This window comes from Streptomyces inhibens (assembly GCF_003389455.1).
GTDB lineage: Bacteria > Actinomycetota > Actinomycetes > Streptomycetales > Streptomycetaceae > Streptomyces > Streptomyces inhibens.
The window spans coordinates 1-1377 of sequence record NZ_QUAC01000284.1 but is presented as its reverse complement, the minus strand read 5'-3'; the positions used below and the strand labels follow the sequence as shown (position 1 = coordinate 1377).

Annotated in this window: 2 protein-coding genes and 1 pseudogene; all 3 read right to left on the bottom strand. The window is 78.0% G+C overall.

Annotated elements, in window-relative coordinates:
* Positions 1-190 (bottom strand): annotated as a pseudogene (locus DY245_RS32910) (hypothetical protein); the annotation flags it as partial.
* On the bottom strand, positions 187-900 hold the full coding sequence (locus tag DY245_RS32905) for an RNA polymerase sigma factor (protein ID WP_128510827.1): 714 nt from the start codon (positions 898-900) through the stop codon (positions 187-189). The gene DY245_RS32905 and the pseudogene DY245_RS32910, both read right to left, overlap by 4 nt.
* Before the next feature lie 34 nt (positions 901-934).
* A partial coding sequence (locus DY245_RS32895; protein WP_181923984.1) for an LAETG motif-containing sortase-dependent surface protein occupies positions 935-1377 on the bottom strand: 443 nt, incomplete at its 5' end.

Here is a 1377-nt window from a genome sequence, read left to right as displayed (position 1 = left end):
GGCGCAGCCAGGGCCGCTTCGCACCGGGCAGCCGGCCGCGGCGCGGCTGTGCTCCCGGGGGCGCGGCGGGCCGCAGATCCCGGATGTCGATGCTGTCGGCGCGCGCCGCGAAGGCCCGCCGCAGCTGGTCCTCCACGGGCCGCTCGGGTGCGGTGTCGCCGGTGCCGGGGCCCGGGCCGCTGCCGTTCATGACCGTGCCTCCAAGATCTTCTCCAGCGAGTCCAGGGCCCGGCTGGCGAGGGATTTCACCGAGCCGCGGCTGATGCCCAGCGTCGCGGCGATCTGCGCCTCCGTCAGATCGCCCCAGTAGCGCAGTACGAGCACCTCCCGGCGGCGCGCCGTCAGCCCGCTGAGCGCGGCGAACACCTCCCGGTGCTCCTCGTCCAGCACGATGCGCTCCTCGGCGGACGGCGCGGCCGCCTCGTACGGCGGGGTGTAGTCGCGGGCGGTGCGCCGGCGCCGCAGTACGGAGCGGGCGGCGTTGACGACCGCGGTGCGCAGATAGGCCAGGGCGTTGTCGACCTCGCCGAGCTGTTCGCCGTGCCGCTTGTAGAGCGCGGCGAAGGCGTCCTGGACGACGTCCTCGGCGGTGGCGCGGTCGTCGACGAGCAGTACGGCCAGCCGGACCATGTTCAGCCGGTGCGCGTGGTAGAGCTCGCTGATCGTCGGCCGGGGGTCGGGCGGCGGGCCGGCGCCGTCGTCCGGCAACCGGCCTTGGCCGTCTGCCGGCCGGCCGTACGCCGGGTACGCGGGGTGCCGGGCCGGGTGGCCGGTGCCCGGTGCTTCGCGGTGGGCGGCCGCAGGGCGGGCGGTGCGCAGCAGCCACCGCCACAGGGCAGGCCGAGGCCCCGGCAGGGCGAACCGTACCGGGGCGCTGTGTCGGCCGACGGAGTACTCCATCGCTTCCTCGGGGCGGGCGACGTGGTGTGGTGGTTCAGCCGCGCCGGCGGCGGGCGGCGTAGAAGGTGCCGCCACCCGCGGCGATCAGCGCCGCGGCGCCGCCGCCGAGCGCGAGGGTGGTCGCGGAGGAGGCGCCGGTGTGCGCGAGCTCCTTGCCCCCGTCGCGTCCCTTGGCCGGCGCGGGGCTCACCTTCGGGCCGTCACCGTGCTTGGGGCCCGCGGTCGGCGAGACGCTGGGCCTCGGCGCGGCGGTGGTCGGCCGGGGCCCCGGCACGCTGGGCACGGCGGTCGGCCGGGGGCTTTCGGGGGAGGTCGGACGGGGGGACGGGGTGGCGCTGCCGTCCGGCCCGGGCGTCGTCGGGACGGGGGACGGGGTCGCCCGGCCGGCGTGTGCGGGCTGCGGCTTCGGTGCGCGGTCGTCGGCGTGCGCGGTGCCGGCCGTCGACAGCGCGGTGAGCGCGAGTGCCGCGAGCAGCC